The organism is Dysgonomonas sp. HDW5B (assembly GCF_011299335.1).
Taxonomy (GTDB): Bacteria; Bacteroidota; Bacteroidia; order Bacteroidales; family Dysgonomonadaceae; genus Dysgonomonas_A.
In genome coordinates this window covers 2253289-2278657 of the sequence record NZ_CP049858.1, presented here as the reverse complement: position 1 = coordinate 2278657, position 25369 = coordinate 2253289, and the positions used below count along the sequence as shown (strand labels likewise).

At 36.4% G+C, this 25369-nt stretch carries 20 protein-coding genes; 10 read left to right on the top strand and 10 right to left on the bottom strand.

Annotated elements, in window-relative coordinates; all coding sequences use genetic code 11:
• Window positions 1-250 precede the first annotated feature (250 nt).
• Entirely contained in the window at window positions 251-1657 is a 1407-nt protein-coding gene (locus tag G7051_RS09265; protein ID WP_166199814.1) for a hypothetical protein, read from the top strand.
• A gap of 95 nt (window positions 1658-1752) precedes the next feature.
• Window positions 1753-3312: an OmpP1/FadL family transporter gene (locus G7051_RS09260; protein ID WP_166199812.1), complete on the top strand. Its 1560-nt coding sequence runs from the start codon at window positions 1753-1755 to the stop codon at window positions 3310-3312.
• 227 nt (window positions 3313-3539) lie between these two features.
• On the opposite strand, the gene G7051_RS09255 is transcribed toward G7051_RS09260, so the two are convergent.
• Genes G7051_RS09255 through G7051_RS09245 form a run of 3 tightly spaced genes read right to left on the bottom strand, consistent with a single transcriptional unit; the run spans window position 3540 to window position 5080 of the window.
• The gene (locus tag G7051_RS09255; RefSeq protein WP_166199810.1) at window positions 3540-3950 is read right to left on the bottom strand and encodes a hypothetical protein; all 411 of its coding nucleotides are present in this window, start codon (window positions 3948-3950) and stop codon (window positions 3540-3542) included.
• 5 nt (window positions 3951-3955) lie between these two features.
• Entirely contained in the window at window positions 3956-4660 is a 705-nt protein-coding gene (locus G7051_RS09250) for a hypothetical protein (RefSeq protein WP_166199808.1), read from the bottom strand.
• A 42-nt stretch (window positions 4661-4702) separates the two neighbouring features.
• Window positions 4703-5080 (bottom strand): hypothetical protein, encoded by a 378-nt coding sequence (locus G7051_RS09245; RefSeq protein ID WP_166199806.1) that lies wholly within the window; start codon window positions 5078-5080, stop codon window positions 4703-4705.
• Window positions 5081-5447: 367 nt separating this feature from the next.
• Between G7051_RS09245 and panB the strand changes: the two genes are divergently transcribed.
• The 4 genes from panB (at window position 5448) to G7051_RS18180 (ending at window position 9849) form a co-directional block, all read left to right on the top strand.
• Window positions 5448-6266 carry a 3-methyl-2-oxobutanoate hydroxymethyltransferase gene (gene panB / locus G7051_RS09240; RefSeq protein WP_166199804.1) on the top strand — a complete coding sequence of 273 codons (819 nt, stop codon included), beginning with the start codon at window positions 5448-5450 and terminating at the stop codon, window positions 6264-6266.
• A gap of 88 nt (window positions 6267-6354) precedes the next feature.
• Window positions 6355-8427 (top strand): DNA topoisomerase 3, encoded by a 2073-nt coding sequence (locus tag G7051_RS09235; RefSeq protein ID WP_166199802.1) that lies wholly within the window; start codon window positions 6355-6357, stop codon window positions 8425-8427.
• Window positions 8428-8431: 4 nt separating this feature from the next.
• Complete coding sequence (locus G7051_RS09230) at window positions 8432-8965, top strand: NUDIX domain-containing protein (protein WP_166199800.1); 534 nt, start codon at window positions 8432-8434, stop codon at window positions 8963-8965.
• Complete coding sequence (locus G7051_RS18180) at window positions 8962-9849, top strand: hypothetical protein (RefSeq protein ID WP_221412902.1); 888 nt, start codon at window positions 8962-8964, stop codon at window positions 9847-9849. Before G7051_RS09230 ends, G7051_RS18180 begins: the two co-directional genes overlap by 4 nt.
• A gap of 74 nt (window positions 9850-9923) precedes the next feature.
• On the opposite strand, the gene G7051_RS09220 is transcribed toward G7051_RS18180, so the two are convergent.
• Both G7051_RS09220 and G7051_RS09215 read right to left on the bottom strand, forming a co-directional pair.
• A complete protein-coding gene (locus G7051_RS09220) occupies window positions 9924-10511 on the bottom strand; it encodes an LEA type 2 family protein (RefSeq protein ID WP_166199798.1) in 588 nt (195 codons plus the stop codon).
• Between the two features lie 149 nt (window positions 10512-10660).
• Window positions 10661-11707 (bottom strand): DUF2027 domain-containing protein, encoded by a 1047-nt coding sequence (locus tag G7051_RS09215; protein ID WP_166199796.1) that lies wholly within the window; start codon window positions 11705-11707, stop codon window positions 10661-10663.
• A 153-nt stretch (window positions 11708-11860) separates the two neighbouring features.
• On the opposite strand from G7051_RS09215, the gene G7051_RS09210 reads away from it, so the two are divergent.
• On the top strand, window positions 11861-13078 hold the full coding sequence (locus tag G7051_RS09210) for an S-adenosylmethionine:tRNA ribosyltransferase-isomerase (RefSeq protein WP_166199794.1): 1218 nt from the start codon (window positions 11861-11863) through the stop codon (window positions 13076-13078).
• Here the strand turns inward: G7051_RS09210 and G7051_RS09205 are convergent.
• The 3 genes from G7051_RS09205 to G7051_RS09195 form a co-directional block, all read right to left on the bottom strand.
• Window positions 13005-13709 carry a polysaccharide deacetylase family protein gene (locus tag G7051_RS09205; RefSeq protein ID WP_166202740.1) on the bottom strand — a complete coding sequence of 235 codons (705 nt, stop codon included), beginning with the start codon at window positions 13707-13709 and terminating at the stop codon, window positions 13005-13007. The two genes, G7051_RS09210 and G7051_RS09205, sit on opposite strands and share 74 nt — an antisense overlap.
• Before the next feature lie 78 nt (window positions 13710-13787).
• Window positions 13788-17288, bottom strand: a complete 3501-nt coding sequence (locus G7051_RS09200; protein WP_166199792.1) for a DUF2723 domain-containing protein — start codon at window positions 17286-17288, stop codon at window positions 13788-13790.
• A gap of 128 nt (window positions 17289-17416) precedes the next feature.
• The gene (locus tag G7051_RS09195) at window positions 17417-17824 is read right to left on the bottom strand and encodes a GNAT family N-acetyltransferase (protein ID WP_166199790.1); all 408 of its coding nucleotides are present in this window, start codon (window positions 17822-17824) and stop codon (window positions 17417-17419) included.
• A gap of 80 nt (window positions 17825-17904) precedes the next feature.
• Between G7051_RS09195 and G7051_RS09190 the strand changes: the two genes are divergently transcribed.
• Both G7051_RS09190 and G7051_RS09185 read left to right on the top strand, forming a co-directional pair.
• Entirely contained in the window at window positions 17905-20058 is a 2154-nt protein-coding gene (locus tag G7051_RS09190; protein ID WP_166199788.1) for a S9 family peptidase, read from the top strand.
• A gap of 631 nt (window positions 20059-20689) precedes the next feature.
• Window positions 20690-21484 (top strand): hypothetical protein, encoded by a 795-nt coding sequence (locus tag G7051_RS09185; protein WP_166199786.1) that lies wholly within the window; start codon window positions 20690-20692, stop codon window positions 21482-21484.
• Window positions 21485-21546: 62 nt separating this feature from the next.
• Here the strand turns inward: G7051_RS09185 and G7051_RS09180 are convergent, their stop codons facing one another.
• On the bottom strand, window positions 21547-22473 hold the full coding sequence (locus tag G7051_RS09180; protein ID WP_166199784.1) for a YeiH family protein: 927 nt from the start codon (window positions 22471-22473) through the stop codon (window positions 21547-21549).
• Window positions 22474-22547: 74 nt separating this feature from the next.
• Window positions 22548-23447 (bottom strand): LysR family transcriptional regulator, encoded by a 900-nt coding sequence (locus G7051_RS09175; RefSeq protein ID WP_166199782.1) that lies wholly within the window; start codon window positions 23445-23447, stop codon window positions 22548-22550.
• A gap of 1245 nt (window positions 23448-24692) precedes the next feature.
• Here G7051_RS09175 and G7051_RS09170 point away from each other — a divergent pair.
• Window positions 24693-25313 (top strand): HAD family phosphatase, encoded by a 621-nt coding sequence (locus G7051_RS09170; RefSeq protein WP_166199780.1) that lies wholly within the window; start codon window positions 24693-24695, stop codon window positions 25311-25313.
• Window positions 25314-25369: the final 56 nt, after the last annotated feature.

The window sequence follows — 25369 nt, the reverse complement described above, 5'->3', positions numbered from 1 at the left end:
CAAAAACAAAGACTAAAGTTCAAACGTTTAGCTTTCATCGAGTTCTGTTTATACAGGTCTGAGCTATTCTGTTTTTTAGATTTGTTAAGGATATTGCGAGCAACAGAGCTGGTATTTTTGCATCTTTGTTATAAAAAATAGACTTTCTTTGATGTGTCTATTAAACCATTTAGTACTTTAGCAAGTCTAAGGAGTAAATAAATAAAAATTTGAAATCGAATTTACATATAACTAGAGAGGAGATAAAATAATGAAAAGGAGTAAATTGTTATTATTAGCAGCGTTGTTGCCATTAGCGAGTTTCTCTCAAAATTGGGGTGATGACATCTATGGTTCATCTCCTAACAGAAGACAAAATCGAAATTCACAAAGGAATACAACTCCCGCAACCAATGTTTATATAGAAAATGCCAATAATAATGTAAATATCTCTACAAGAGGAGATGTTTCGGTAGGTGTCGATGAAGGCACTAATGTAAGCATTAATTCACAAAGTGATTTCATAAATGAATTTGACCTAAGATACGAAGCACCTAATAGTGTAAGAATTTCGAGCGATGACAACATTAATGTCTTTGTCTTGAATGGTTCTTTAGATGACTATTATGCAAACAGTCTAACCACTACCATGGCATGGAGAAATGACCCTTGGAACGACCCTTGGAACAACTGGGGTTGGAACATGGGCATGGGCATGGGCTGGGGCATGCGTCCCTGGGGCATGTGGGGTCCCGGTTGGGGCTGGAACATGGGCTGGGGCTGGGGTGGCGGCTGGAACATGGGCTGGGGCTGGGGCATGGGCTGGGGCGGCGGCTGGGGCATGGGTCCCGGTTGGGGCTGGGGCATGGGTCCCGGTTGGGGCTGGGGCGGAGCCTGGGGTCCCGGTTGGGGCGGTGGCTGGGGTGGCGGTTGGAACCGTCCGAGAGCTAACTACAACAGACCCGGCAGAACAACTTCCAGAGACTCTTCACGCAACAGAGGTTCTGCAGCTGGAGGAGGAAGAAGTAGCACTAATCGCGATAGAGGTTCTGCATCAGGAAGAGATACAGGCGGACGTGGCTCTGCTTCAACCAGAGAGTCGGGACGTAATTCAACCAGAGAATCAGGACGTACGAATACAGGTAGAGATGCAGCAGGACGCGGAACAGGAAGATACGAAGGTACTCGCAGCAGTACAACCAGAGAAAACTCAGGACGTAATTCAAGCAGAGAATCAGGAGTAAGTACAAGACCTACTACAACAAATAACAGAGGAACAAGTGCAACAGGCGGTAGAACTTCTGTTAACAGAAATGCTACTTACGATGCAGGTACTGGTCGAATAGTTACTAATTCTCCAACCCGAAATACAACAGGTTCTACGACTAATAGAGCAGGTAGTACAACAAATAGAGGTACAACAACAAATAACAGAGGCGGGGCAGTGACCAACCAAGGTTCTTCAAGAACAAATAGTGGCACAAGTGCAAGACCTGCAACAAATAATAACAGAAACTTCAATACTGGAAGTTCATCCAACAGCAGATCGTCAGGCTCTTCTGTACAAAGGTCATCACCTAGCAGCAGTAGTGGACGTTCATCCGGCGGAGCTAGCAGCGGCGGACGCTCATCCGGTGGAGGTGGAGGTTCGAGCCGCAGCAGTGGAGGACGCAGGTAACATTAATTGGAAGAAAAAGAAATTGAATAAAAACAAAAAAGCTATTTTAGCTGTTTAAACTAAAATAGCTTTTTTTAAGAAAAAAAACAATAACTATGAAACGTATTTTTATTCTTGCTTTACTTTCCGCTTCTTTCACAGGATCGGCATTAGCACAAGGAGAGATGGATGCTTTCAACCTGTCTTATAATGGATTGAAAGGAACAGCCCGCTCTGTTGCAATGGGTGGTGCCTTTGGTGCTTTGGGAGGCGACATTTCGGGGATTGCCATAAATCCTGCCGGAATTGGTGTGTACACAACATCTGAAATAGTAACAACGCTGAATTTCACAAATACAAGGACTAAAACCGATTTGTACGGAAGTAAAACAGATGACAGCAGATTCAAGTTTAGTTTTGACAATTTAGCATTCGTTGGAACAGTACCATTACATAGTGATGTTGCTCCATTAATTAATTTTGGTTTTTCGTATAATCGCTTACAATCTTTTGATCGCAAAGTAACAATGAATGGACATTTTCTGGATCATTCACAAAGTGATTATTTTGTAGATAGAGTAAATGGAATTCCAGTAGGTGATTTAAATTTAGATGCAAACCCTGGTCCTTTTGTAAATAGCACATCCGACTACTGGCTAGGAGCACTAGCTTATAACACAGGTATAATCAATCCAATAGGCTCAGGATCGAGTGCAAATCAGTACCAATCTATATTGGATAAAATAAACAATCCAACGATTGACAACTTTCAACATGTATATGAAAGAGGTTCAATTGACTCATATGACTTTAATATGGGAACAACCTTTGCTGATATGCTAAGTGCAGGTGTTACTGTTTCGGTAACAGATATCGGTTATAGAATATATTCGCTGTATAGTGAAGCATATTACGAAGGAAACGCAGGTACTCCCGCAGCAGAATATGACTTTGAGAACTGGCTTAGAACAGATGGTACAGGATGGCAAGTGAAAGCCGGACTTATCTTCAAACCAGTTCAAGAATTAAGAATAGGTGTTGCATATCATTCTCCAACATGGTACAATATGACAGACTTTTATTCGGTTAGAATGGATGCATTTAATCAAAAACCAATTGTAGATTCATTTGATGAAGTAGGAAATACTTTCACGGACTATAAATTCCGCACACCCGATAAATGGGTATTCAGTTTAGCTGGTGTTATTGCAAAAAGAGCAATAATAAGTGCAGACTATGAGCTAACTAATTACAACAGGATGAATCTGCAAGACAGAAACGGATTTGGATTATCAGCAAATCAAGATATTAAAGAAGATTTCAGGAACTCATCGACCTTAAGAGTAGGAGGTGAAATTCGTATCACTCCTCAATTTTCAGGACGCGTAGGCTATATGTGGCAACAAAGTCCAGTGAAAGACATACTTAGAAACGGAAGTGCAGACGGTTCACACTATGCTCTTACAGCCGGAACTATTACACACTTCTCTCTAGTAGGAGATTCTCATTATTTCACTTATGGTCTAGGTTACAGATTTACACCTCAGTTTTATACTGACGTAGCTTTTGTGATGAATAGCCGCACTGACGACTGGTATAGCTTTGGTGGATCAGACAAAGCAGAACTAAAAAATAATATGTTTAGCGGTTTACTCACTATAGGATATCGATTCTAAAAATAGGAAGCTGCTTCATACTCAACTAATACACTTCAAGATAAACAAATCAACAGAGCAAAATTCTTTGGTTAATAAATTAGTATTGGATTAGTGATGAAAAAAAATCTGAAAAAATAGAATTATCTATCATTATACAAAAGAATCAACATAGTCTACTTTAAATTTTAAGAAGATGTAAAATACCTATACTTATTCTAGTTATTTTACATCTTCTTAATTTTATATTAATTTACTTTTTTAGGAGCAATATACAACCTGTACCAACCTGTCGAATATTTATTATTGTAATTCGGATAATAATAGTATTTATCATTGGGCCGGATTCCTTCGGAAATCATTTCAAGACTTCTATCGGAGATTATATTATCACCGAAATTAATAACAACCTCACCTAGCACATCGTTTGCTTGCGTAATAGTTTTTGTAAAAGATACAGTTCTTGATTCTTTCGCACTTGCTCCAAACTTAAAACCTTGCTTAACTTTTTCCCCAGCAGCTATATTATATTCAAAATTAGTAGCAAATTCAACAGTCGTTGATGTTGCTGTGACGCTCGTCTCTGTCGCATCAACTTCCTCTATACTTATTTTTATAGTGGAACCATAATTCTCTAAGTCCCATTCAAATAAAGGCAATGATATTATTTTTTTATTGGTACAAGACCAGCATAAACACGTGTCGTACGACCACTTTGTGCACTTTCTTTATAAATTGGAGAAAATAAGTCCGTTGGGGCTGCTCTAAAGTTCGTGATGATCTCATTTCCAACTGCACTTTTACTACCAACATAAACTTTAACCTGAAATTCAAACTCTCCGTCAGTCCATCCTGGAAAACGAGTTCCAGTTGAATTGTTAAGTTTCGGATCGCCCGTTTGATCTGCAATTTTATTCAAGTCATAGGCTGGATCTCCAACCATCTCAAAGCCAACCAAATGCTCTTTGTATTGAAGACTAAAAGGCCCCTTTGCTGATGTTGGAGTTATATTGTAATAAATATAATCTCGATGCCAGCCGTCCTTATTTAAATATTTATCATAGGCTTCTAATGTCTTATTAATCTCATTTGGCATTGTGGGATTCGAATACGTACTTCCATCAATACTTCTAGTAGTAGGTTTTGTATCACTAAACTTGTCATTGGTAGTATTATTGAAAACATCATCTATAAACGCAAATTGTGTCACAGAACTTGATCTTGTTGATAGTACTTTTGAAGTCTTCAAATTAGAATTGCCATTAGCAACTACAATACGTTCATTTTCTTTTACTACAATTACAGGGAACTGAGGTATATGAACTCCTCCCAGTATAAATTCATCACCAATAGCATTGTAAATTGGCACATCATTCGTTTCACAGGTTCTTATACCTACTTCTGGAATAGTTTAAGTAATATCCCATAGTTCTGCTGAAAACACATCATTACCCAAATCAGGAACAAATATTGTTAGAGTAGGTATTTGTTTATTTATCGATGCTAATTCACTAGCTTCAATATATTTCAATAGATTACTCTCTAATGTTGAACCATCATCTAATTTTTCATCTTTTATGAGCTGATAAAGAACGTCATAATCGTAATTGATCTTTTTAAGTGCTTCATTTTTTATAAGACTCCTAACATCCTGATTTTCTGCTAAAACTTTAGCCAAAGCTATACTAATTTTTTTCTTCAAGTCAAGATTGACATCTTTCTTTACTGTGAGTTCAATTTGTTGTGTGTCTAAAATTTCGCGTTCTTCATTGTTACAAGAAAGGAGCAAAGAGAAAGCTCCTAAAAAAGAATTCTTTTCATAATTGTTTTAGTCTAGTTTGTTATGCCTATATTTAAGTTATGTTAAAATACAGATTCACTAATCTACAGAAATTATAGATTTACAGCCCTCTGATAATTATACTTTAACTCACTTCATGCCAAAATGTGAGAATTTATTGAGATCAACTGCACTGTTTAAATAGTGCAGCTTTTTCTGTTTATAATATTTATTACCATTTGCTTTTTATACATTTGCATAGCTAAAAATACCAATACGGGTCTTAGACCTTTTTGTTATCCATCTTGAATATAAGACCTACTTTTTAGGTATAATTTTAAGATGTGCATTAAATTCTAACTTTTATTTAAAGATTATGTCAACTTATACAGAAGACAACCGCAAAGTAACGACTCATCGTTTACTGGAAATGAAGCAACGAGGCGAAAAGATCTCAATGCTTACAGCGTATGATTTTTCTATGGCTTCGATCGTAGATCAGGCAGGCATGGATGTAATTCTGATAGGCGATTCGGCCTCCAATGTTATGGCAGGAAACACGACCACCCTACCTATGACGCTTGATCAGATGATTTATCATGGCAGATCGGTTGTAAATGGAGTAAAACGAGCTTTAGTTATTGTAGATATGCCATTCGGAACCTGCTCGGGTAACCCCACGCTTTCTCTTGAAGCTGCAATCAGAATAATGAAGGAGACAGGTGCCGATGCTTTAAAGATTGAAGGAGGTAAAGAAATTATTGCAGATATTAAAAAGATCATCGATGCAGGTATTCCGGTTATGGGACATTTGGGATTAATGCCTCAATCGATAAATAAATATGGTACCTATGCTGTACGAGCTAAAGACGGTTCGGAAGCTCAGAAACTAATTGACGATGCACGCCTTCTACAAGAAGTTGGATGTTTTGGTATAGTATTGGAGAAAATTCCGGCTACATTAGCAGAACAAGTTGCCAAAGAATTAACGATTCCTATGATCGGTATAGGTGCAGGAGGTGGTGTTGACGGACAGGTGCTCGTTATACATGATATGCTTGGTATCAATAAAGACTTCTCACCTAAATTCTTACGCCGTTATGCAGACCTTCATACAATAATGAGTGAGGCTGTACAATCATATATAAAAGACGTTAAGGAATCAGACTTTCCTAACGAAAAAGAAAGCTATTAAGGTAACAGTCCTTTAAATCAGAGAAGTTTCACTAAATAAAATATGTACAGCATGTCTGTTTGAATTATAACAGACATGCTTCTTTAATATGAAAGTTTGTATAGCCGAAAAGCCAAGTGTAGCCCGAGAGATAGCCAATGTTCTAGGAGCAAAAAACAAAAAAGACGGGTATTTTGAAGGAAACGGATACCAAGTTACCTGGACATTCGGTCATTTTTGCACCCTCAAAGAACCCCACGAATATTATCCCCAATGGAAACGTTGGTCATTGGATTTACTTCCGATGATCCCTCCCCGATTTGGGATCAGGTTAATAGATAATCAGGGAATCACCAAACAGTTTTCGGTTATCGAAGCCCTGTTTGCAAATGCTGAAGAGATAATAAACTGTGGTGATGCCGGGCAAGAAGGAGAGCTTATACAACGCTGGGTAATGCAAAAGGCACAGGCTAAATGCCCTGTTAAACGTCTCTGGATTTCATCACTTACCGAAGACGCCATACGTGAAGGTTTTCAGAACCTACGGGCACAAAGCGATTTTGACAAGCTGTATGAGGCCGGATTATCACGTGCCATAGGCGATTGGTTACTGGGAATGAATGCAACCAGACTGTATACCATAAAGTATGGGCAAAACAAGTCCGTCCTATCCATTGGAAGGGTACAGACCCCTACTCTGGCATTGATTGTAAACAGACAATTAGAAATAGAGAACTTTAAACCCGAGCCTTATTGGGAATTAAAGACCATCTATAGAGCGACAACCTTCTCTGCAACTAAAGGAAGATTTACAACTCAGGAAGAAGGTGAGAAATTTCTCGAAGTAATCAAATTGTCGGATTTTGAAGTAACCGATGTTACAACAAAAGCGGGAGAAGAACTTCCCCCCCGATTATTCGACCTGACATCGTTACAGGTAGAATGCAACAAAAAATTTGCCTTTTCGGCAGAAGATACATTGAAAACAATACAATCGCTATACGAAAAGAAGCTTACGACTTATCCTCGTGTTGATACTACTTTTCTAAGTGATGATATATTTCCTAAAGTACCCGCAACTTTAAAAGGATTGATGGGTTATGAAGATTTAGTAGCACCCATACTTGCAGCAAAAATCAAGAAATCGAAAAAAGTATTTGATAACAGTAAGGTTACCGATCACCACGCTATCATTCCGACAGGTGTAAGAGCAAATGCCCTTACCGAAAATGAACGTAAGGTATACGATATGGTAACCCGACGATTTATAGCCGTATTTTATCCAAATTGTAAAGTGTCTACCACTACAGTTTTAGGAGAAGCAGCTAAGGTTGAGTTTAAGGTGACCGGAAAACAAATACTGGATCCGGGATGGCGGATTGTTTTCGAAAAACAATCAAATAACTCCTCATCTGATGACTCTGAAAGTAATGACAAGGACGAAGAGAATATCCTTCCTACATTTGAAAAAGGAGAAAGTGGATCACACGAACCTTCTTTAACTGAAAAGTGGACTTCTCCTCCTAAATATTATACCGAAGCGACTCTACTTCGGGCGATGGAAACAGCAGGTAAATTTGTTGAAAATGATGAACTCAGAGATGCCCTGAAAGAAAACGGGATAGGTCGCCCGTCTACGCGTGCTGCCATTATAGAAACCCTGTTTAAACGTAATTATATTCGTAAAGAAAAGAAGAATCTTCTGGCAACAATTACAGGGGTACAATTGATACAAACCATACAAGAGGAATTACTAAAATCGGCAGAACTTACCGGAATTTGGGAAAACAAGCTTAGACAAATAGAGCGTAATCAATACGATACAAAAATATTCATAGATGAGTTAAAGCAAATGCTGACTCAAATAGTTATGAATGTCCGGAACGATTACTCAAGAAAGTCTATAGAAATAGAAGAAGTAAAAGAGCCGGAAACAAAGCCTGCAAAAAAGACTTCTCCACGCAAGAAAAAAGAGCCTACGGAAAAGAAAAAAGAAAAAGAGATAACACAAAAGTCTGACAAAGCAGTATTATGCCCTCTTTGTAAAAAAGGAAATCTTTTGAAAGGAAAAGCAGCCTATGGCTGCTCGGAATGGAAATCGGGATGTACTTTCCGTTTAGGATTTGACGGCAGTGTTGAAAACTTAAGTAACGATGAATTAAGAAACTTCTTAGACAAATAACATTATGCAAGAAGAAATATTTCCTTTGGTAGATGAACAAGGCAATGTGATTGGCCAAGCAACACGCAGTGAGTGCCATAGTGGCTCTATGCTATTACATCCGGTAATACATATCCATGTTTTTAATGAGGAAGGCAAATTATATATGCAAAAACGTTCATCTACTAAAGACATACAACCCGACAAATGGGATTCTTCGGTTGGGGGGCACATTGATCTGAATGAGACAGCTACGGAAGCAGCATTAAGAGAAGCCAGAGAAGAAATAGGTTTAAATGATCTGACCTTGCATTACCTAGATAAGTATATCATAAAGACCGATAGGGAGAGAGAACTTACTTATTGCTTCTATACCATAACCAATCAAATCCCGAAAATAGATATGAAAGAGGTATCCGACGGTCGTTTCTGGGAGATATCTGAAATCAAAAACCAGTTAGGAAAAGATATATTTACACCGAACTTCGAACTTGATTTCGGACATTTTCTATCCAAAGGGCTTGACCATTTACTTAAAGAAAACATGAATAGCATATGATACAGTTCAAATTAATAAAAGACGGAAGCAGCGTTCGTAAACACGATCCGGAGATACTTAAAACTACAATACAGAGCCTTACTGAGGATGAAGACAGCTATATCATCCTAGAGCCTAAAAACCCGATAGAAAACAGTATTTACATACAAGCAATCAAGCAAAACAACGAGTACTACGCTGAAATAAGATTTGTATTTGGAACGGATGATAATTTCAAACACTATAGCCGTACATATGCTACTCAGGAGGAAATTATAAATCTATTTTCGCAGTATTATACAAAGGGAAAGGTTCCAAATATCAATGAGTGGAATGACGATAGTGCCTTAAATGCTGAAGAAACCGATCTGAAAATGGTAAAACTATACAAGAAATCGGATAGTGCTACCTATTATTTTGAAATCTGGGTAAATGAAGATAAAACTCTTACTATTCATCAAGGAAAACTAGGGGAAGTAGGGGAAACTGAAAATCTGGATACTAAAAATAATGATCTTTCTACAGATGTTTTATTAGCCAAATATATCAGCGAACAAAAAGAAGCCGGTTATGAAGAAGTCAATGATTTAACTGAATTCATTGTTCAATATTCATATGAAAAAGACGCTGATGAAGCAGAGCTAATCGAAAAAAGAGATTATGTGGAATCGCTATTCAACAATTGTCTGGGCTGGACTGGCAACGGACATTGTGACGGAGGAGATATCGGATCGGCGACAATGAATATTTTTTGTTATGTTATAGACAAAAACATAGCAATACATACTATTTTAGAAGTTCTGGAAGAGGAAGATCTTTTGGATAATCTAAAGATTGCGTATGCTGACGAAATCACAGAAGAATACATAGGACTTTATCCTCCACTAACAGATTTTATGCTCTAATTGATGGCAGATATAAATAAGAAAAGAACCGATTAATCAGATTGACTAGTCGGTTCTTCTATTTTTATCATTTGTTACTTACCTCCAAACGTGAAGCTTACAGGAAAATACGCAGGCGATGTAATTGGTGTCCCTCCAATCATAAAGGTTGGTTTGATCTGAACCTTTACATTAGACTTGGTATCTCCTATTCCTATAAAATTCTTAGCAATATTTTGTACTGCCGACTTTGAATTATTAGTCATCAGTGTTGCAAGATCAACTCCAATATTTAAAGGTAAAGTTTGACTCGTACCAGCGGCGATATTCATTGTTTGATCAACATGCCCTGTTGTAAACTGAATATCATCTACAGTGATAATATACTGCAATCCGTTCATTATAGCTGCTGTCGAGTTTGGGTTTTTTACATCCAGATTCAGAGTGAAATTCATAGGTATCGATGAAGCTGTTCCTCCCAATATTCCTAATAGTTTAGGAATGTAAGTTGGCGAAATTCCATTCGATAAATTCATCCCCGATACGGTTAAATTTGAAATCGATTTATAATCATACTCACATTTAGTTACATTATAGGCACTCGTAAGGTCATTATTTACCCCACAGCCTGAGAATAGTATTGTTGCACAAAGCAATAATAATACCAATAGCTTCTGTTTCATTGTATATTTAGTCATTAAAAAATTATATCCATTACTTGAACAAATCCGACAACTCTCATTAAATCAAAAAAACAAAGATGGTTATATCTTAAAATACAGCCCTCGAAAGCTTTCTCTTCTAAGGTTTTATCGGACTACTTTCTGTAAGATTACTTTATAGTAATCATAGTTGCACCAAATCCGTACTCTTTAAAAGAAGCATCCTGATAATTCAAATGGCTGTATCGGGTTTTCAGATCATTTAATATCGCTTTCTTTAAAACACCCTCGCCTTTACCATGAATAAAAACAATTTTCTGACCTTTCTTGCTTTTATTCTCATCTAGTATCTCCCTGAATTTTGTTATCTGATATTCAAGAATATCCTTAGCATCTAATCCGGCTGTGCTATCTATCAATTCTTCGATATGCAAATCGACCTCAAGAATAGATGAAGTTATATCTTTCTTTTTAATAGGTTGTGGCTGTTGGCGATCCAATTGCTTTTTCTCCTTCATTGCTTCTTCAATAGCCTCTGCCGAAACGAATAATTCTCTTTCTGTAAGATCGTTTTTCATCAGATAATAGATAATGGCATCGTCATCGAAATAGTCATTTTCCTTGAAGCTATGCAGCTTATAAAACTTGACCGTATCAATTCTGATTTCCGAAGAGCAAGGATTCTTTAAGCTGAACGGTTTATCAATCTTATAAGGGATAAATTGAACACAAACTTTTTCCAGATCATTCAAATCAGTCTTCGTAAATTCTTCCAGAAAAATCTTGGTGTTTGGCTCTATCGTACCGACTGCACGACTAATCCATCCTTGTTCTGATCTACTCATATAATTATAAGAGAGATAGAAGTTACTATCGTTCACCAAATAACATTCGTATCCTGTTGTGCTGAGTGTTTTTATATCTAAAGGCAGATAAGCCAAACACGCAGTAATACGCTCTCCCTCTTTAGTTTCCACAACAGGAACATGACTTTCAGTCTTTGGTTCCTTTTGGTATGCAGTTACTTCCTGTGCTTTTGGTTTTACAGACTGACGCACTTGTGCTTCATTAGCGGGTTCAATTACAATACACTCACGCATAAGTATCGGTGTATCAAAACCATCATCGTCTACGATTACTATGTCTTTACCTTGAAAACCTTTTACAATGCCACCACCTGTTGTATTTAGAAAACGTACCTTATCTCCAACTTTCATAATAATATCTTGTTTTGAGGTCTCAGACCTATTTGTTCTTACAATTTGCTGAATCTATTATTCTACAAAATACAAAAATAAAAGGGTCTGTAACCTTAATACTTTCATATTCATACAAAGTTGATTAATTTTGACGGATAAAAAAAGAGAAAAATGGAATTATCTGACCCTCGCCATATACATATCAAAGATTATAATTACGATTTACCTGATACTAAAATAGCCAAGTATCCACTCGAAGAGAGGGATAATTCGCAGTTGCTTGTCTACAAAAGCAAAACGATCACCGACAGCCGTTTTTCGTCTATTACAGATTTCTTACCTGAGGACAGCCTAATGGTTTTCAATAATACGAAAGTGATTCAGGCACGCCTCCACTTCAAGAAGGCAACGGGGGCACAAATAGAGATATTCTGCCTCGACCCTTATTTTCCACACGATTATAATTTAATTTTTCAAACAACAGATCATTGTTCATGGCAATGTATGATTGGGAATCTAAAAAAATGGAAAGAAGGTATTCTCGAAAAAGAAATCATAATAAATAACGAAACTGTATTACTGAAAGCCGAACGGATACAATCGGCAGGCAATACGCATGTAATCAAATTTGAATGGAATAATTCTCAATATACTTTTGCAGATATTCTTGATGCAGTGGGCGAATTGCCAATTCCACCCTATTTGAATCGTGATACTGAGGAAAAGGATAAAGAGACCTACCAGACACTATATTCTAAGATTAAAGGCTCTGTAGCCGCTCCCACAGCTGGACTACATTTTACGGAAAGAACATTCGAAAACCTTAAGAAAAAAGGTATCCAAACAGATGAAGTTACCCTACACGTTGGGGCAGGTACTTTTAAACCTGTAAAGAGTGAAACGATTAACGGGCATGAAATGCACTCCGAATTTATTTCGGTGAAGCGAGAAACAATTGAACATATATTATCTCACAAAGGGAATATAATTGCAGTAGGTACAACATCGGTGCGAACGCTCGAGAGTTTATATCATATCGGAGCTGCTTTGGAACAGAATCCAAATCCTGAAACATTAAAAGTGGAACAATGGCAACCTTATAACGGTTGCAATACGATATCAAAAGAAAAAGCCCTTAAGAACATTTTAGATTATCTTGATTCTCATTCAATAAATACTTTATTGGCTGATACTCAAATAATGATTGTTCCGGGCTATGTATTTAAAATAGTAAGCGGCATAGTTACTAATTTTCACCAGCCGCAAAGCACTCTATTATTATTGGTTTCTGCCTTTGTCGAAGGCAAGTGGATGTCTATCTATAATCACGCACTAACTCACGATTATCGCTTTCTGAGTTATGGAGATTCGTCTCTACTGCTTCGTTAGAAACCTCAGCCAACCCCTCTTCTATTGTTTTGAAAACATATCCTTGCTCTTTGAGCCATTCAATAGCTAAAGGCAAAGCATATTTCATATTCTTCTCGGCTTTTAATGAGTCGTGGAATACTACAATAGAACCATTGCGTGCGTAATTCTTCACATTATTCAGAACATCGTCAGGGGTTAACCTGTTACTATAATCACGGGTTACAACATCCCAAAGTATAATTTTATACTTTTTACGAAGCTTAAAGAATTGAGGTAAACGCATGTGTCCGTGAGGAGGACGAAACAAAGGAGATTCTATATACTCAGCAGCCTCTTGAGTATTCTTTATATAGTTTTTGGTAAAGGTTCTTATCCCCTGGATATGATTGTATGTATGATTTCCGACTTTATGCCCCCTGTCTAAAATATCTTGATAAATCTCCGGATATTTCCTGACATTATCTCCAACACAAAAGAAGGTAGCCTTTATGTTATACCTATCCAACAAATCTAAAACCCACGGCGTAAGTTCCGGTATGGGTCCGTCATCAAAAGTCAAATAAATTACTTTCTCTTTTTTGCTAGGTAGCCTCCAATGTCCTCCCGGAAACAGGAGTCTATAAACTAACGGCGGTTGTTCTATCAACATATTTCTCTTAAAAATAATATTATCTACAATGATGAAAAGCAAAATCATGCCTTTCATCACTATAGACGCAATATTATCTTAATTGCTGCTTTGACTTGTATATTCTTTTAATAGTGCGGGACTAAATTGTTGCATCAACTGCATTGATTGCTGAGCTAATTCCTCTTCAATTTTCTGATTTTCAGAACCTTTCTCAGCAACATAATATCCTCTAACTGATGTATCAGTAATATTTTTTAACGCATAATTTCCTAGAGCAGGTACTCTATTTGTGAAATATAACTGTGCATAACCTTGTAATTTCTCAATTAAGGCTTTGTATTTAGCCATATCCCCATGTTGTTGATAAACCATAGCAATACGCAACAGATTATCAAAATTGCTTCTTATATCACTTGTTGAACCTGCCATTTGGTCGGGTTTCAAACGATGGAACCAATTTAATGACTGCTCCGATCTATCTAGTATTATTTTAATTACAGCTTCTGCTTTTTCGGGTTGGTCTATTGCAAAATAAGCATCGGCAAAAGAAACCGACTCACCACCCATTGGAACAGTATTTGCAGGAATAACCTTCAAGCAGTAGTCTAATGCAGCAAGAGCTTTATCATCTTTACCTTCATTAATTAGGGCTGCAATAAGTTCATTAAACATGATTCGGAATGTCTTACACATCCTTAAGTTATTCTCATCTAAATATACTTTCGGATTATCAATACCTCCCCATTTAAACTTATTAACCATATTATCATAAGCAACTTCAGTATTAACTCCTGTAGGATTTATTTTCCCCGGTGTAATTCTATATGCCAAACCTTCGAGCATAAAGTTCTTATCTTTCAGATTCAAATACATATCGCTACCAACGGTAGTTGCAAAATATATAGGTCGTTTCCATCCATCTTTATTGATATTGTTCAACATCTCCAGAATCATTAATTCCTGACGATATAAAACATTTTTATTTCCTAAGTTGATCAGCATATGAGGAGATGGTGTTGCATCCAAGGCTTTCCAGTCAACAGCAGCAGTATCAACAGGCATATATAAAAGATTTCCGGGAATTATAAATTCTTTACCCCCACCTTCGATAAACGGATTCTTTGGAATATAACTATCCTGTGTCTTCAATATTTCCATTATATTATCTAAGGAAACAGTGTCGGTAAATGCATTTTTATCGTAATAATTTCCAAAATTGAAATTTTGATCATTCTGCATTTTATCCATCCACGAGGCACCTCCTTGCTTTTCGAGTTGCTGTTTCAGAACACTTTCTATTTGATCTTTTGTAATCACATAGGCATACATACCCTTGTCTCCGATATAGCGAGACTTGTCCCATTCTATAGGAAGTGGTTTTGAGTCATAAGCCTGACGACGCATTTGATCGACATACCAGTCGGTTTGCAGATAACTTAAGTTAGATACACGTACATCGGTACGGAAGCCTTCAACTTCCTGAGCATACCAAAGAGGGAATGTATCATTATCGCCATTCGTAAACAGGATACCATCTTTTTCAACACTTCGCAGATAGTTCATTCCAAAATCACGCATTGTGTATCGGTTTGAGCGATCATGATCATCCCAAGTTTGAGAGACCATTTGCACAGGAACCAACAGAGCAAGCACTGTTACCACAGCCGCAGCTACAGTCTCAGGAACATATCGCTTAAGCAAAGTCCAAAGAGCAGCAACACCCAGCCCGACCCAAATACTAAAAGCATAGAACGATCCGGCATATGCATAATCTCTTTCACGTGGCTCGTAAGGTTTTTGATTCAGATAGAGCACAATAGCCAAACCTGTCATAAAAAACAACATGAAGGTAATCCACAGTTCTTGCTCCCCTTTTTTACCTCTGGTCAATTGGAAAAAGATACCACATAAACCTAAAATAAGAGGTAGCATATAAAACACATTATGTCCTTTATTATCGGCAATATCAGGAGGTAAATTATCTTGTGGCCCTAAGCCCAGTACATGCTCATCAATAAAACTGATACCTGTCATCCAGTTACCATTATTTATTTCGCCTAATGATTGGATATCATTTTGACGACCGGAGAAATTCCACATAAAGTATCTCCAGTACATGAAATTTATTTGATATTTAAATAAGTATTGCAGATTCTCAAAGAATGTAGGAGGAACCTTTGCATCTGTAATACCACCCCAATTCTTATATCCTTGAATATGGCGCGGATCGTCAGAATACATACGAGGGAATAGCATCGTATTTGTATATTCATATGAAGGTGCCTCACTAGCTATAAAATAACGATCTTTCTCATCCGGCGATTTCTTTACAATTCTGTCATATCTAGCTTTCTTTGAAGCTTCAATAGCCTTACCACTTGCATCTCTTTTTACCTCTGAGGCATAAGTACGCCCATAAACTAAAGGAGAATCTCCATACTGTTCACGATTTAGATAATCGGTCAATGAGAATACATCTTCGGGGGAGTTTTGATCCATCGGTGTATTCGCTGTAGAACGAATAGGTATTATAGCGAACGAAGAATATCCAATTAATATTACCAACAAACACAAAAGGCTTGTGTTAACCAATCTGAAGGTAACCTTCTGTCCTTTGAAGCAGAAGAAGATTAAACCTCCTAAGAGAACAATCCAAAGTAAAACATTCGATCCGATAAATGTTATACCCGATAATGCCATTGTTAAGATAAAAGCTATTTTAGCTCTTTGCAGATTGCCTTTTGATGATAGAGTTTCATAAAGTCCCCAGGCAAGAGATAAAAGTAAAATAATTAAATAGGCAAATACCCCACTGTTATATGAAAAGCCTAACGTATTTACAAAGAATAGTTCAACAGCACCACCCACTTTAGTGAATCCTGGAATAACACCGTACATTAAAACCACGATTAATCCCATTGAACCAAGTAATGCCAATAATATTCCCTTAAAGTTAGGAGTTTGTGTCTTTTTGAAATAATAAACCAATACAATAGCTGGGATACAAAGCAAGTTCAACAAGTGAACTCCAATAGACAACCCCATAGTATAAGCTATCAAAACCAACCACTTATCAGAGCCCGGTTTATCGGCTCTATTTTCCCATTTCAGAATTAACCAGAATACCAAAGCGGTAAACATAGACGAGAAAGCATAAACTTCACCCTCAACAGCTGAGAACCAAAATGTATCGGAGAATGTATATACTAACGCTCCTACAAGACCTGAACCAATAATTGCAATCATTTGTCCTAAAGACATTTCCTTATCGGTATCTGTATATATCAGTTTTTTTGCGAGATGCGTTATTGTCCAGAAAAGGAATAGTATAGTTAATGCACTCAATAAGGCAGACATGGTGTTAACCATTTTTGCTACCTGAGTGACATCAGATGCAAAGAGTGTGAAAAACTTTCCTGTCAACATGAAAAAAGGAGCACCGGGAGGGTGTCCCACTTCAAATTTATATGCAGAAGTAATAAACTCACCACAATCCCAAAAACTTGCAGTAGGTTCGATTGTCAACAAATAGGTAATTGCTGCAATAATAAAGCTCAGCCACCCAAAAATGTTATTGACTAGGTTATACTTTTTCATGTTGAAAATTAAATGTTTATTATAAAAATTCGTGATTACAACTTCTGTGTCTATAAGAACAAAGTTGCAAATATAGTTAAATAGAAGAAAATAAAGGTGTTCATTATTTTTTTTTAAGGTCTTGGGGGTTATTGCTCGAATTTTCTCTCCAAAATAACAAACTGACGACCGTCTTTTTCGAAAATTTGATCGGTTTCAACAAATTCAAACTTTTTATAAAAATCGGTCTTTTCGATTCTCGAATTACACCAAACCCTTTCAAACTTCATGTCATTCGCATAGTCAAGTACCCATTTCAATAATTCCGACCCATAACCTTGTCCTTGAAACTCGGCTAATGTCGCAAATTTACGAAACTGTAATTCTCTATTATTCAAGAATAAAGACAACACACTAACCAATAGCCCTTCTTTATAATATCCGATATGCAAGCCTTTGTCATCTTCAGGCAATATAACATAATCTATTTCTTTTTCGGGATACATTACTTTATGACGGATTTCCAATACATCAGAATAGGGCACTTCATTTATCATACGGTATTTTTTTTAGGAAACGAAGTTAAGATTCTACATCGAAAGAATGTATATTTGTATTGTATAAAATAATATAACCTATGAAAAAAGTTTGTTTTGTGCTTCTTGCAATACTGGTTTCAACCTCTTTTTTTGCCCAAACACTAAATCTAAAAGATATTACCGACGGTAAATACAGAGCTAAAGGAATAGCTTCGGCTGTATCTTCGGCAGACGGTGAATTCTATTTCCAAGCAGATCAATCAAAAACTAAAATTATAAAATACTCTTATAAAACAGGACAGCCTGTAGAAACAGTATTTGATATACAAACGGCACGCGATTGCAACATTCCTTCTTTTGAAGGGTTCATTATGAGTCCTGACGAAAACCGACTCGTTGTTTATACCAACAGTGAACAAATATATCGCCGATCGTTTAAAGCCGATTATTATTACTTCGATATACGCCGCAATTTGATACGAAAATTAAGCGACAATAAATCAAAACAAATGGCTCCTGTATTTTCTCGTGACGGACGTATGCTCGCTTATGTTTGTGACAACAATATATGGCTATCTAAATTTGACTATGGAACAGAGTCACAGATTACGAAAGACGGAAAAATAGGTAAAATCATAAATGGTGCTACCGATTGGGTATATGAAGAAGAATTTGGTACAACAGCATTAATGGATTTTTCGCCTGATAATAAACTGTTATCCTATGTAAGATTTGATGAGACTAAGGTTCCTGAATTTTCGTTTCAAAACTTCAAGCAACAATTGTATCCAGATTTTATCTCCTTTAAATATCCGAAAGCAGGCGAAGCTAACTCAAAAGTGACTTGCAATATTTTTGATATTGAATCAAAGACAATCAGACCTATAAATTTCCCGGCTAATACTAGTTTTGAGTATATACCCAAAATTGAGTTTACTCCAACATCTCAGTTAGCTATAATGACTCTTAATCGTGATCAGAACGATTTTAATATGTATTTTGCCGATCCCAGAACAACTATAGCCAAACTAATTCTGAGAGAACAAAACGACAGATACATCAATTATGATTTCTTTAATTCGATTCATTTCTTAGGGGATCAATTTACATATATCAGCGAAAAAGATGGTTATAGTCATATTTATATATACTCATTAACCGGAGTTCAACAAAAACAGCTGACATCGGGTAATTATGATGTTATGGAAATTTTGGCTTGCGACCCTGTAAGCAAAACCGTTTACTACCAAGCTGCAGAAGAGAGTCCACTTCAAAGAGCTATATATAAAGTAGACATCCTTAAAAGCACTAAAACCAAATTATCAACAAAAGCAGGATATAATACAGCCGGCTTTAGTTCGAATGGTAAATACTTCATCAATAATTGGTCTAACACCGAAAATCCTTCTTTGATAACCATGAATGATGCTTCGGGAAAAGAGTTGAGAGTTCTTGAAGACAACAAAGAGCTGAAAAATAAACTACCCTCTTTAGGTCTGCCTAAAAAAGAGTTCATTACCGTAAAAGGAGCAGACGGCACTTCTCTTAATGCATGGATGCTTAAACCGGCGAATTTCAACTCGAGCAAAAAATATCCCTTATTGATGGTTCAATACAGCGGACCCGATTCACAAGAAGTATTAGACCGTTTTAATATCGATTGGGTTGACTATCTGACTACTCAAGATTATATAGTGGTAGCTGTAGACGGACGAGGCACAGGTGCCCGTGGTCAGGAATTCCGCAAATGCACTTATATGAATTTAGGGATCAAAGAATCCGATGACCAGATTGCAGCTGCACGGTATTTCGGAACATTACCCTACATCGATGCTGCTAATATTTCAATCTGGGGCTGGAGCTACGGCGGCTATAATGTTCTCATGAGCTTAAGTAGAGGAAACGGCGTATTCAAATCGGGAGTTGCTATCGCACCTGTTACCGATTGGCGTTTCTACGATTCGGTATATACCGAACGATATATGCGAACTCCGCAGCAAAATGCCTCTGGATATCAAAACAGCTCGCCCAGCACTTTAGCCTCATCTCTATCCGGACGGCTTCTCTTAATTCACGGAACAGCCGATGACAATGTTCATTTCCAAAATACAATAGAATACACATCAGCATTGATAAAAGCAAATAAACAATTCGAGCTTTTTGTCTTCCCTGATCAAAATCACTCTATCCCGGGAAGTCATAATAGAAATTATTTATATACAAAAGTGATTGATTTTTTGAAGTTTAAATAAGGCCGGAACGCAGGAGTAAAAAACTCCTGCGTTTTTTGCTTTAGATAAACATCGAAAATTACATTTTATAATATATATTTACAGTCGATGCGTACAAAAGACTAATCTATCACAGCTTCTTAGTGTATTAGAATCTATATTTAAATTTACTCAATAAACAAAACTTATTGATATTTGTTTTAATATAAAACCCTGAGAAATAAGGCAATAATAAGTTGTATATTTAGAAAATGACAATTGTAACATGCTAACACCATCAAGGAGTAAACCATCTGTATATATGTAATTTATGATTTCAAAAGGAGCAAAAAAATACTTAGTAAACCCTTCACTAGGATTGCTAGCTAGTATACTATATATAGCATTATTCACAGCAACTAGTAATATTGGTTATTCATTAATAATCTCTGTCCTGTTTGCGGGCACTGCAGACATTATTCTTAGATTTTACACCAAGTCTAATGCGTGTGGACTTATGTTCATACTGAATTTCCTCGCACTTTTCACAACACTTATTCTCTGGTATATTTTACACAAGACCACCATACCAGAATTAATGTATCTTGTATTTTTCGAAGTTATATTCGTCAGTCTTCTCTTTACCGTAAGATTAGGAAAAGCATATATAAATATGTACTTAGGAAAAAAGCAAAGTATCATTCAAAAGACATTCCTTGGAGAGTTTTTTGAGGTTGCAAAGCTTACCCAATATGGATTGACATTTCATATATTTATATTATTGATCTATCAATTAGTTCAACGTGATTTGGATCCAAACTCTTTAATTAATAATGTATTCTACACAATAATACCTGTGACAATACTCGCTTCCATTATTGTTTATGAGGAAATCAAGACCCGAAACATTGTTAAGCAATTAAGAAAAGAGGAATGGCTACCCATCGTTAACGAATCGGGCGAAGTAACAGGTCGAATTGCAAAATCGGTATCCTCTAAAATGAAGAAACGCTTTATGCATCCAATGGTACGTATTGCGTTGATACATAATGGCGAAATCTATATACAAAAGAGACCGGGGGGCAGTAACAGCATAAATCCCTCTATGTATGATCACCCTTTCGAGAAGCTAATGCTTTTTAATCACGAGATAAATATATCGGTAAGAAATAGCATATCAAAAGCATTAAATATGCAAGAGCTTCCTTTCAACTTTCTTTTAAAATACGTATTCGAAAACGAAGATGTAAAGCGTCTGATATTCTTATTCGTATCCAGAATAGAAAATGAAGATCAGCTTAAAAGTATCAGTTTATTGGATGGTAAATTCTGGACTCCCAAGCAAATAGAGCAAAGCTTGCTTGAGGATAACATATTCAGTGAATGCTTCCAACTGGAATATGAATATTTAAAAAACACTGTTATTCAAGCAGATATATTAAAAAGAGAAGTAACTCAAAATAATTGAGATACAATATAAAAGAACTAAGCAGCTATAATACCAATTATAGCTGCTTGTTTTTTATATATCTACATATTTAAAATCACAAGAAGAGACAGTATAGAGATAAAAGCCCAGAGTATTATACCTTGCAATAAAGGTTTTACACCAATCTTCTTTAAAGCCTCTTTACTCAATCCGGCACCAATAAGGAATAAAGTTAGAGTCAACCCCCTCTTAGCGATCATAACAATAGCCGGCGATACTGTTTGAACAGCCGGAATAAAAGTATTAATAATCATTGCAACCACATATAGAAAAATAAAATAAGGAATAGACACCTTACCCTTTCTATACAAAAGAGCTGTTACAAAAGAGAGTGGAATTATCCACAAAGCCCTTTCCAATTTTACAGTTGTGGCTATCTTCAGTGCTTCTTCCCCATATTTATGGGCAGCCCCCACAACAGAACTCGTGTCGTGTATGGCAATGGCAGACCAAAGACCGAACTGCTCTTGTGTCATACTCAACAGATGGCCAATCACAGGGAATAAAAACAGTGCAACTGAATTTAAGACGAATATAACCCCTAATGAAACCGAAGTTTCTTCCTCATTGGCATCTATAATAGGTACCATTGCAGCGATTGCACTTCCTCCGCAAATAGCAGTACCGGACGATACCAAGACACTCGTTTTTTTATTTATATGAAATAGCTTTCCGAGCAACATACCAAAAGCCAGAGTAAGAACAATAGACGAAACGGTAAATATCAGTCCTTCTTTTCCTACAGCCATTGCATCATAAATATTCATTCCAAAACCCAACCCTACAACGGAAGCCTGCAATAAAATTTTAGTCGCCTTGTTATTGAGATGAAGATACGGATGTCCTATCGTAAAAGACAAAATAAAACCGGCTAGAAGAGCAACCGGAGGTTCCACAAACGGAAACAAACACAATATAACCAGTATTATAAAGATACCTTTTTTCAACAATTTCGAATTAACTTTCATTTTCTTGATGTTTTATTTATGCAGACAAAGGTCTCTTAAAAAAAGCTTGGTTGTATATTCAAATATTTCATCGGCTATAACTTCTGGTTATAATAACTGAGGGCATACTGGATAAACATCTCTGTAAAACCTGAAGGGACTCCATGCAAATGAATAAAATAAAAGTTACGCACAATCTCGAAATCAGCTATATCTATAATTTTAAACTCGCCATTAGCAATTTCTTTGCTGACAGCATTAATCGAGATAAGTCCGATACTATTTGAATTTGCCAGAAATGTTTTAATACTCTCTGTACTGCCCAAGTGCATTACAACATTCAAATCCTTCAATTTCACATCCTTCTGCCTTAGTTTTTCGGTTATTACCTCTAAACTGCCCGACCCTAATTCTCTCAATACCAAAGGAATTTCTTTAAACTCATTCAATGTAATCTCGTCTTTCTCGAATAAGGGTTGTGAGGAGTGAGCAATAGCCACAATTTCGTCTTTAATGAAAGGAATGTATTTCAACTGACTATTTTTAGAATTGCCCTCTACAATGCCAAGATCCAGAATTTTTTCAATTAAAGCAGTTTCTATCCGCTGTGTATTGTCATTCAGTAACGACAATTCCATCTCAGGTTGTTCCATCTTAAATTTTGCAAGTATCGGCGGTAAAACATATTGCCCGATAGTGGTACTGGCTCCCAATTTAAGATCTCCCGAAAATTTTTGCTTCAACACACCTAAATCAAACATAAATTTCTTATCCAAAGTCAGAACATGTTCCGTATAATGCAAAAGAAGCTTTCCTGCCTCAGTAAGAGTTATTTTATTCGATATCCGGTTAAAAAGGCGAATCCCCAATTCAGACTCAAGCTCCTTTATATTTTTGGTTACAGCAGGCTGAGTGATAAACATCTCTTCAGCAGCTTTTGTAAAGCTTGAGAATGTAGCCACTGAATAAAAAACCCGAAGACGGAAATTCAACATAGTCAAATGATTCTAATTTAAGTAAAAGAAAATATGTAATGACACATTTTAAAATTACAACAACCTATCGCTGTTTTGCTTGCTAAAGCAATAAATAGTTCTGCGAACTTAAATGATATACAAATTAACGAAATATCAATTATTTAATACAACTAAAGACTGAAAAAATAAGGTTACATAAGCCATACAAAAAAGTTACAAAGGCTACAAATCCAAACAAGTATATGTACATTTTTGTCATTTTCACAAACATCTAATTATCAGAATATAAGACCCAAAAACATTACAAAAATGACAAAAGTGACACTTTTTATACAGCTTCTTATTTAGTATCTATTTTTTAGATAAGCTCTATATGGATAGATAAAAGCAACTATGCTTTTCAAATGTATCATTAAATGTTTTCTATTACTACTTTTAAGCAAGCAGATAGAAATTATTAATCATGCCAATTAGTAGTTGGATATACGTTCAATTTCCCTAACGCACCCTATCGGGTTTGTTTTTCATTTTGTCTTGATACAAAACGAAACAAAAGATCTAGACTGTGCCTTTTGCCCGACCCGCTTAGGACTCGAAAGCTAAAACAAAAGAAAAACATTTAACGATAATATCCTTTTGTTTCTTAACGCTTTTTTCATCCTGTGGGTACCGCGTGCAATCGGCAAGGTCATGGAACCTGACGGACAAAAGTTGTTTGCGTGCGTCAGCCCCAGTGCATCATAGGCTTAGCCGTTGTCTGACAAGCGAAACGGGCGTAAAACTAAACGTGCCGTAAGGCAGTAGGTTTAGTTTAGCCTGTAAGCTTTAGTCAGACAGGCGAGCCACGCAGCACAAAGCCTTTTTGATTCCTTTTGCCCAAAGCCGCAAAAGGAATACAAGCAATCTGTAATTGCGCGTAATTAAAAGAGTATAATGAAATTGAAGAATTTATTCAAACATTTCCAATTGCGGATGTATTCCCGACGAATACAATTATTAACACAATGCATATGCAATACACTCCCCCACTACAGTCCATAAAAAATTTCAATTATTGATAACCTATTATGTATGCTTAATAAAACCTTTGAAAATTCTGCAAGCTTCGATATTTTGAATAGTTATAAATAAATTCATCAGTAATAATTTATAAAATGATTAACTTCGCATAATAAAAAGAAAAGGTAACACGCTTATTTATTGTCTGTAAAAATTATACAATATCTTACAGGCATCAATAGTCTCAAATATAAAAAGTTGAATATGGCTGATTTAACCGGAATAAAGAATTTACTCTTCGACTTTGGAGGTGTAATTGTTAGTATCAATAAAGATAATGCTGTAAAGCGTTTCAAAGAAATAGGAGTTGATAATATCGAAGACTTTCTGGGCGAATTTCGTCAGGAAGGAATTTTCCTTCAGCTAGAAGAAGGAACAATCAGTAAAGAAGAATTTTACGATGAATTAAGAAAACTGGCAGGAAAGAATATTCCCGATAAAGACATAGATTCAGGATGGTTAGCATTTCTTACAGGAATACCCGAATATAAATTCGATCTACTGAAAGAACTTCGCAAAAAGTACAATGTATATTTGCTTAGCAACACCAACCCCGTTATTATGGGATGGGCTGATACTAAAGATTTCTCACCTTCGGGAGAACCCATTTCAGCATTCTTCGATCAGATGTTCTGGTCTTTCAAAATGGGACACACAAAGCCTGCAAAAGAAACATTCGAAATAGTTATAGAAGAAGCAAAGATCAACCCCGAAGAAACTTTATTTTTAGATGACGGACAATCGAATCTGGATGCTGCTGAAAAATTCGGCTTTAAAACATACCTGGTCGATCAAGAAGAAGACCTGAGAAAAGTTTTTGAGTAAAGATCACAAAAGACCTTCCAATCAGGTTATACAAAAAACGTATTTAACAATATACT

Bases quoted from the DNA above. Each gene is read 5' to 3' on its own strand.
- G7051_RS09265 (WP_166199814.1), top strand. From the start codon at position 251: ATGAAAAGGAGTAAATTGTTATTATTAGCAGCGTTGTTGCCATTAGCG.
- G7051_RS09260 (WP_166199812.1), top strand. From the start codon at position 1,753: ATGAAACGTATTTTTATTCTTGCTTTACTTTCCGCTTCTTTCACAGGA.
- panB (WP_166199804.1), top strand. From the start codon at position 5,448: ATGTCAACTTATACAGAAGACAACCGCAAAGTAACGACTCATCGTTTA.
- G7051_RS09235 (WP_166199802.1), top strand. From the start codon at position 6,355: ATGAAAGTTTGTATAGCCGAAAAGCCAAGTGTAGCCCGAGAGATAGCC.
- G7051_RS09230 (WP_166199800.1), top strand. From the start codon at position 8,432: ATGCAAGAAGAAATATTTCCTTTGGTAGATGAACAAGGCAATGTGATT.
- G7051_RS18180 (WP_221412902.1), top strand. From the start codon at position 8,962: ATGATACAGTTCAAATTAATAAAAGACGGAAGCAGCGTTCGTAAACAC.
- G7051_RS09220 (WP_166199798.1), bottom strand. From the start codon at position 10,511: ATGAAACAGAAGCTATTGGTATTATTATTGCTTTGTGCAACAATACTA.
- G7051_RS09215 (WP_166199796.1), bottom strand. From the start codon at position 11,707: ATGAAAGTTGGAGATAAGGTACGTTTTCTAAATACAACAGGTGGTGGC.
- G7051_RS09210 (WP_166199794.1), top strand. From the start codon at position 11,861: ATGGAATTATCTGACCCTCGCCATATACATATCAAAGATTATAATTAC.
- G7051_RS09205 (WP_166202740.1), bottom strand. From the start codon at position 13,709: ATGTTGATAGAACAACCGCCGTTAGTTTATAGACTCCTGTTTCCGGGA.
- G7051_RS09200 (WP_166199792.1), bottom strand. From the start codon at position 17,288: ATGAAAAAGTATAACCTAGTCAATAACATTTTTGGGTGGCTGAGCTTT.
- G7051_RS09195 (WP_166199790.1), bottom strand. From the start codon at position 17,824: ATGATAAATGAAGTGCCCTATTCTGATGTATTGGAAATCCGTCATAAA.
- G7051_RS09190 (WP_166199788.1), top strand. From the start codon at position 17,905: ATGAAAAAAGTTTGTTTTGTGCTTCTTGCAATACTGGTTTCAACCTCT.
- G7051_RS09185 (WP_166199786.1), top strand. From the start codon at position 20,690: ATGTACTTAGGAAAAAAGCAAAGTATCATTCAAAAGACATTCCTTGGA.
- G7051_RS09180 (WP_166199784.1), bottom strand. From the start codon at position 22,473: ATGAAAGTTAATTCGAAATTGTTGAAAAAAGGTATCTTTATAATACTG.
- G7051_RS09175 (WP_166199782.1), bottom strand. From the start codon at position 23,447: ATGTTGAATTTCCGTCTTCGGGTTTTTTATTCAGTGGCTACATTCTCA.
- G7051_RS09170 (WP_166199780.1), top strand. From the start codon at position 24,693: ATGGCTGATTTAACCGGAATAAAGAATTTACTCTTCGACTTTGGAGGT.